This window comes from Streptomyces sp. BRA346, from assembly GCF_052851135.1.
This window is the reverse complement of the sequence record NZ_JAIWIH010000013.1, coordinates 139,299-146,178: the sequence shown is the minus strand read 5'-3', so window position 1 is coordinate 146,178 and position 6,880 is coordinate 139,299. Positions and strand designations below refer to the sequence as shown.

Here is a 6,880-nt window from a genome sequence, read left to right as displayed (position 1 = left end):
CGCCGGGTCTGCGAAGGTGCCGCTCGCCGGGGCTCACCGGGTCTGCTTCACTGGTGCGGTCGACTGCTTCCGGCAGTCGCAACGAGGGCCAGCCCAATTCGCCTGGGCTGGCCCTCATTGGTGGTGCCGGACGCTTCTCAGGCGCCGGATTCCTCGTGGGACATCAGCGAGCCCCACGCCCGGCGCACCCGCTGTTCCCCGCCGACGAAAGCGGCCTCGCGGAAGGCGGCCACGGCCTGGCGGTAGGACAGCGGCGGGTCGTCGGTGTAGCGCAGGTGCCGCAGGACGACCACGAGCTGCGCATCCGTCAGCGGCTCCCCCACAACCGGCGTGGGCACACCGGCCACGGCCGCGATCTCTTCGAGCGTCACGGGCGTGTCCGGCGGGGGCGTCACGGGTGTGACAGGCTCCTGCGGAAGGGCCTCGCTCTCGGCCGTGACCTGCGTGTCTTCCTCCGTCACGGGAGGCGTGACGCCCGTGACGGCGGGTGTGACGCTCTCCTCATCGGCGCCCTCGACAGCGGGCGGCGCCGGGGCGTCCGTGACGCCGTGGGCGGGGGGTGTGACGGGCAGGGCGAACATGCCCGCAAGCGCGGCGTCCGCGCCGGTCGTCATCCGCTCACGCTGGACATCGACCAGGTTCGCCCCGAGTAGGGCATCCCCCGCGCCGACCTTCTTCGCCAGCTTCCACGACTCCAGCTCCGAGCCGTTGCGCGCTTTCTCGTCGGGGTGGTTGGCGGCGCGGGCGCGGTGGTAGGCGAGCCGCTGCATGACGGCGGCGTTCCGGCGCTGCGCTTCGGCGTCCACGCCGGTGCGGTAGACCACGATCCGGCGGGCCAGCAGGCCCATGCCCTCGGCGGAGACGCACATGGCCATGGGCGTGACGGCGAACACCACCGCCTCCGTCACGGTCTTCGCCACGGCGGCGCCGGTCAGGGAGGCCACAGCGGGCAGCGTCCACAGGCCGATCCGGACGGCCGCGGGGGCGGACTGGCCCAGCATGGTCAGCCCGACCAGGGTCAGCGCCAGAACGAGCGTCGCGCCTTCACCGGCCGCGACCACGCCCAGCGCGGTGGCCGACCGGTGAAAGACGGACGTGATGTTGCTGTAGGTGCCCCAGGCGCCCATGCCGCCGAAGGCGACCATGGGCACCGCAGCGGCACCGAGTACGTATGCCTGGCCCCTGCTCAGGGACCTTTCCGGGGGGCTGTTCATCACTTCTCCTTCTCACGGGGCCGCATGACGGGTGCTGGTCAGGCGGCGGTCTGGCCCTCGGGGTAGGCGCAGGGAACGCAGACCCCGAGGGAGGTGGGGATGACGTATCCGGCGTCGGTGCGGCACTGCGGGCAGGTGCGGCGAGCGCGCATCGCGCACGCCAACGCCCGGCGCTTCGCGGGCGTCATCGGCCGGACCTGCTTGGCCTTGTCGAGCCGGTAGAGGTAGGCGACCAGCGGCCCGCGCCGGTAGCGCGGCCGGAGGATCTGAGCCGCGACCGGCTGACCACCGGGGCGCAGGCCACGGGCCCGTAACTGCCGCCTGGTCGCCAACCCCTCCGGCGCACAGCGCCACGGGTGGTGGGGATGCCGTGCCGGGCTCCGGACGGGTCGAAGCACTTGCCCCACGCGGCCATCAGACCGACGTCCCGACCGGCACCGGGGCGGGCACGTCGCCGTAACCGGTCAGCTCCACCACGGCACCCGCGTAGGCGACGGACGTCTTCAACACACGCGTACGGCCGTCGCCCTGCTCGCGGTACACCACGGCGTCCGGGACGATGCCCAGCGCGTCCCGCCACATCTCGAAGCCGGACAGGTCGTCGTGGAACCTCAGCCCCAGCCGATCCGGGTAGATCGTGGACACGTAGATCTCCGGAGCGGGCAGGTGACCGAAGTCCGCGGCCAGCAGCCGCAGCACGCGCAGCGGCACGGCCAGGTTGTCCAGCGTCAGCCCCCTGTTCATGCCGCGACCCCCTGACGCGCCGGACGGCGGCGAGCGGGGCGGGCCAGCGGGACCACGTTGAACAGATCCGCGTGGTCCTCGACGGCCCGCGCAGCCAGGCGCACCAGGTCGTCGGGCAGGGCGCGGTACTCGGGGTCGGCCAGGATGTCGCGCGCCGCGTCCAGGCGAGCCGCGCGCTCCTCGTCCGTCTCGCCCTCGACCCCCAGCCACAGCTCTATCGGGGTGCCCAAGGCCAGTTCCGCGAACTCCGCTGCGGTGGCGGCTTCACGGCCAGCAACGATGCACTTCATAGGACGTCTCTCCTCACAGTGAAAGCGGCCCGAACAGCGGCCCCCGGGAGCTCCCGGGGGCGGGCCGTTGTCGTCGGCGTCTCGTGCGGTACGAGCGCTCACGGCCACCCGGCACCCAACGCCGCGTACGGCGCCGGTGTCGGGGACCGTGAGCACTGGTGCTCAGCGCGGGCTCGTACGGCCCGTGGAAGGTTCTGCGGTGTCAGATCACGCAATGCCAGTCACCGCCCCGAAGGGCGGATCCGGGCAGGTCACCCGGCCCGACATGGGCGGTCGGGGTGGTGACCCGCACCCATCGACCACACGTGTGCATGTGGCTGGGTCGGCACGCTGTGGAGTTCTCAAGGACGTCCGGCTTCCTTTCGGCCGCCATCACGCGCTGCCGTCCGGGCCTGGTTGAGCAGGTCAAACACGAGCGGTTCCCCTTGCGGGGCCGCCGCTCTGCGCCCCAACTGGTGCGCACCAGAAGGTTGGCATCTGGTGCGCACCAGATGCAAGCCCCAGAGTGTCGAAGCTTCGGAACTCGCCATCTGTGCGCACCACTAGAGAACCGGCCCGGCCAACGTCCGTGTAGCCAACAGCGGTTCACGCGAGGGCTGTTAAGGCCGGGGTTAACCCCTGTGGACCTGCGGTGATATGAGGCATGCTGCTGTTGCAGGCACTGAGCTGATTCGGCGAGGGCGGGGAGTGTGAACCAGACTTTGAAGCTGGCTCGATTGGGCCGCGAGTGGTCGCAAGAACGACTTGTGCGCGAGATCGAGCGGTACGCGAAACAGCACCTGCTCGACGTGGCGTCCACGGCCAGCCTGCGCGTCTACGTGTCGGAGTGGGAGAACGGCAGGCGCACCATCTCGGCTCGGTACGCCACGATCCTTCGGGCGCTGCTCGGCGTCACTGATGGGGAGCTGCGTGGGGCGGACGAGTCCGCTGTGTCGCTGCCTATGGCGGGAGGCTATGACGAGCTGATCAGCCGCATTGACTCGGCGCGGACTGTCGGCCTCGACATGGTGCAGTCGTTCATGGAGCAGACCGAGCTATTGCGGACTTTCGATCGCCAGATGGGCGCTGCCAGCCTGGTTGACCAGATGACAGGGCACCTTGCGAGGCTGGAAGACGCGCTCACGTTCGCGGTCCTCCCGGAAACGCGTCGCCCCGTGGCGCGGGCCCTCGCGGGCGCGGCCACGCTCGCCGCTTGGCAGGCGCTGGACGTGGGTTCGGTCGAACGGGCTTGGCGTCACTACGAGCTGGGCAAGCGGGCCGCCCAGGAGGCGGAAGAGCCGATGTACCTCGTGCACGCCATGGCGGAGCAAGCGAACGTGTTGCTCGACGCGGGACGGCCCGAACTCGCGGTGAGCGTCGTGCAGAACGCGCAGCGCGAGGCCAAGGGGCGGGTGTCGCCGCGACTGCAAGCATGGCTGCATGCCGCCGAGGCGGAGGTGTACGCGCACACAGGGCAGCCTGTCGAGTGCCGCCGGGCACTCGACAGGGCCGCAGTCGCGCTACCCGGCGGGGCGGAGGATCGCGACCCTGACATGTTGAGCATCTTCCTGAACGCTGGGCATCTCGCCCGGTGGCGCGGAAACCTGCTCGCCCTGCTGGGTGACGACGAGGCGGTGGGCAGCCTCTACCAGGGGCTCGACGCCATGGACCCGACATTTGTACGCGCTGCCGCTGGTGTCCGGTGCGATCTAGCGCAAGCCCATCTCGCGCGGGGGGAAATCGACCAGGCGCAAGAGCATCTGCGCGAAGCGCGATTGTTGGCGGGCCGCACGGGTTCTGTGCGGCGCCGCCGTCGAATTGAACTGCTCACGCAGAAGCTGTAGAGGTGTTATCCCCTCGTGTCGCGAGGATATGGAGGAGGGCAACGAGGGTGCCCGATCCCATGAGATCACCGCGCGCCATGAGCGTCGGGATATCGGCTATGGGGACCCATTCGACATGTCCGGCTTCCTCAATGTCGGTGGGGTCCCCGATGCGTTGCGCACCTCGCCCGACAAAGATTTCGTGTGGCGAATCCACCATGCCGACCATGGGCTGATAGGTGACGACGTGCTCAAGTGAGTCCGGCCGCCATCCAGTCTCTTCTTCGACTTCTCGCAGGGCCGTACGCTGGGCGTCTTCCCCCGCGTCCACGATGCCGCCAGGGAGTTCCCACCCCCATGACTGCGGTACGAAGCGGTATCGCCAGAGCATCAGTACGCGGTCCTGGTCGTCCAGCACTGCCGCAATGGCGACGTGTTGAAGTCGCACGACGTGATGTTCGAAGCGTTGCACTCCCGGTGGCTCAACGTCCACCAGGTCGAGTTTCACCCAGCGATTGTCATAGATGGTGCGTTCGCCGTGGATTTGCCAGGGCTCAAGCCCTTCCGGGTTGCTGACACTCACCGCGTCGTTTGAATGGTGAGAGCGCACAAAGTAGGAACTGCGTCCCCGCACTCCCAAGACTTTCTCTGTGACGAGTCGAGCCAACACGGCGCGCAGCGCAGTGCGTCCTATTTCGAGGTCATCAACAAGGGTGCGTTCCGATGGAAGCTTGTCGCCCGGCGACAGCTTCCCGGACGCGATCCATTCACGGATCGTGCTGTACGCCCGCGCGGACTTAGGCCCCATCCCTTGAGCACACTCCCATTTCGTTGACTGGCGCATACCAACGTCCTGACCAGGCTACGGCAGCGGTGACAGCGGCGGTTGCCCTCCATGAGCCGGGCCGCCTGTGGGCCGTCCGGGGTCGCCCAGCGACGACCAATGACGACCAACGACGACCGGAACGGCAAGCGCACCCGCACGCTGTCATCGCTGCTAGATCCAGGTGTCGAGCCACATGCGGGCCCGCCAGGCGTCCATGGGCATCGTCTGGCCCGTGTACAGCGGGAAGAAATAGATGAAGTTCCAGATGATGAGCAGGACGAGCGCGCCCGCGCCGACCGCGCCCACCACCCGCCGGGTATCGGTGGCCCCCGGCGGACCCAGCAGGGCGCCGATCATCATGGCCACCGCCAGACACAGGAACGGCACGAACACGACGGCGTAGAAGGAGAAGATCGTGCGTTCCTGGTAGAGGAACCACGGCAGATACCCGGCCGCGATCCCGGCCAGGATCGCGCCCGCCCGCCAGTCGCGCCGCAGCGCCCACCGGAACAGCAGGTAGAGCACCGCGAAGCAGCCCGCCCACCACAGCAGCGGGGTGCCCAGCGCCAGCACCTCGCGGGCGCACTTCTCGGCGGCGTCCTTGGGGCAGCCCTCCTGACCGGCCCGCGGCGACTCGTAGAAGTACGAGACCGGCCGCGACTGGACCAGCCAGCTCCACGGGTTGGACTGGTAGACGTGCGGCGAGTCCAGGCCCACATGGAACTTGTAGACCTCGGTCTCGTAGTGCCACAGGCTGCGCAGCGGGTTGAGCAGCCAGTCGAAGGCGCCGCCGGTGCCGTAGCCGCCGCCGTCCGGCCGGTCCGATTCGGCCCAGTGGCGGAAGTAGCCGCTGTGCTGCCAGCCGCGGGTCCGGCTGAAGGTGCCGCTCGCGCCGAACCACCCCGACCAGGAGGCGATGTACGTGACGATCGCCACAGGCACCGTGGACAGGAACGCCCACGGCAGATCGCGCCGCAGCACCGTCCGGTAGGGGCGCGGGGCGCCCGCGGTGCGGCGCGCGCCGACGTCCCACAGGACGGTCATGAGGCCGAAGAGGGCCAGCACGTACAGCCCGTTCCACTTGGTGCCGACGGCCAGGCCCAGCAGCACCCCGGCCGCGATCCGCCACGGCCGCGCGCCCAGCTTCAGGCTCCCGGCGACCTCCGCGTCGGGCCGCACCGGGCCGTGCTCGATCTCCGGAAGGGCGCTCTCAGGAAGCGTCTCCGGAAGCGCCGCCGCGAGCCGGGCCCGGGCCTTGTCCCGGTCGATGAGCAGACAGCCGAAGGCGGCCAGCACGAAGAACATCAGCACCAGGTCGAGCAGCGCCGTGCGGCTCATCACGAAGTGCAGACCGTCCACCGCCATCAGCGCGCCCGCCAGGCAGCCGAGGAACGTCGAACGGAAGAGCCGCCGCCCGATCCGGCACAGCATCAGCACCGACAGGGTGCCGAGCACGGCGACCATGAACCGCCAGCCGAAGGGGTGCAGCCCGAAGAACTGCTCGCCCAGCCCGATGACCCACTTGCCGACCGGCGGATGGACCACATAGGAGGCGGCGTCGCTCAGCGGGATGTGCTGCGGCGTGTCGAGGATCCTGTCGTTGGCGGTCTTGGGCCAGGTGCCCTCGTACCCGAACTGCCAGACCGACCAGGCGTCCTTGGCGTAGTACGTCTCGTCGAATATGACCTTGTCCGGGCTGCCGAGGCGCCAGAAGCGGGTCAGCCCGGCGACGAGCGCGACCAGCAGCGGCCCGCCCCAGCCGCTCCAGCGGGCGATTCTGGCCGCCACCGCGGGGGTCGCCCCGAGCGTCTCCCACAGCCGGGTGCCCGGCTCCTGGTACGGCGGGACCAGCCGTTCGCGTACACCGGGCCGGGGATGGCCCGCGTATCCGAAACGGCGCAGCCGACGCTGCCAGGCCGGCGGGTGCTGGCCGGCGGCTCGGCCCGGCTGGGCGTGGGTCGCGGTGTCACTGCTCACCGGGCCATCGTAGGGAAGCGGCCTGTG

At 69.7% G+C, this 6,880-nt stretch carries 6 protein-coding genes and 1 pseudogene; 1 reads left to right on the top strand and 6 read right to left on the bottom strand.

Annotation, left to right across the window (positions count from 1 at the left end; all coding sequences use genetic code 11):
* Positions 1–137 precede the first annotated feature (137 nt).
* The 4 genes and pseudogenes from LCH29_RS18745 to LCH29_RS18730 all read right to left on the bottom strand — a co-directional run bounded on the left by LCH29_RS18745 (position 138) and on the right by LCH29_RS18730 (position 2,248).
* Positions 138–1,214, bottom strand: coding sequence for a hypothetical protein (locus LCH29_RS18745; protein ID WP_446462879.1), 1,077 nt, complete (start codon positions 1,212–1,214; stop codon positions 138–140).
* Between the two features lie 38 nt (positions 1,215–1,252).
* Positions 1,253–1,629, bottom strand: a pseudogene (locus tag LCH29_RS18740) (RRQRL motif-containing zinc-binding protein).
* Complete coding sequence (locus tag LCH29_RS18735) at positions 1,629–1,958, bottom strand: hypothetical protein (RefSeq protein WP_446462878.1); 330 nt, start codon at positions 1,956–1,958, stop codon at positions 1,629–1,631. Before LCH29_RS18735 ends, LCH29_RS18740 begins: the two are co-directional and overlap by 1 nt.
* Positions 1,955–2,248 carry a hypothetical protein gene (locus tag LCH29_RS18730; RefSeq protein WP_446462877.1) on the bottom strand — a complete coding sequence of 98 codons (294 nt, stop codon included), beginning with the start codon at positions 2,246–2,248 and terminating at the stop codon, positions 1,955–1,957. The genes LCH29_RS18735 and LCH29_RS18730 overlap by 4 nt, the downstream gene beginning before the upstream one ends.
* A gap of 746 nt (positions 2,249–2,994) precedes the next feature.
* Between LCH29_RS18730 and LCH29_RS18725 the strand changes: the two genes are divergently transcribed.
* Positions 2,995–4,071, top strand: a complete 1,077-nt coding sequence (locus tag LCH29_RS18725) for an XRE family transcriptional regulator (RefSeq protein WP_446462876.1) — start codon at positions 2,995–2,997, stop codon at positions 4,069–4,071.
* On the opposite strand, the gene LCH29_RS18720 is transcribed toward LCH29_RS18725, so the two are convergent.
* Both LCH29_RS18720 and LCH29_RS18715 read right to left on the bottom strand, forming a co-directional pair.
* Entirely contained in the window at positions 4,055–4,858 is an 804-nt protein-coding gene (locus LCH29_RS18720) for an NUDIX domain-containing protein (protein ID WP_446462882.1), read from the bottom strand. The genes LCH29_RS18725 and LCH29_RS18720 overlap by 17 nt on opposite strands.
* A 189-nt stretch (positions 4,859–5,047) precedes the next feature.
* Positions 5,048–6,853 (bottom strand): dolichyl-phosphate-mannose--protein mannosyltransferase, encoded by a 1,806-nt coding sequence (locus LCH29_RS18715; RefSeq protein WP_446462875.1) that lies wholly within the window; start codon positions 6,851–6,853, stop codon positions 5,048–5,050.
* Positions 6,854–6,880 lie beyond the last annotated feature (27 nt).

What these genes read in the sequence shown, in the direction of transcription:
- LCH29_RS18745 (WP_446462879.1), bottom strand. Translation starts at nt 1,214, where the DNA reads ATGAACAGCCCCCCGGAAAGGTCCCTGAGCAGGGGCCAGGCATACGTA.
- LCH29_RS18735 (WP_446462878.1), bottom strand. Translation starts at nt 1,958, where the DNA reads ATGAACAGGGGGCTGACGCTGGACAACCTGGCCGTGCCGCTGCGCGTG.
- LCH29_RS18730 (WP_446462877.1), bottom strand. Translation starts at nt 2,248, where the DNA reads ATGAAGTGCATCGTTGCTGGCCGTGAAGCCGCCACCGCAGCGGAGTTC.
- LCH29_RS18720 (WP_446462882.1), bottom strand. Translation starts at nt 4,858, where the DNA reads ATGGGGCCTAAGTCCGCGCGGGCGTACAGCACGATCCGTGAATGGATC.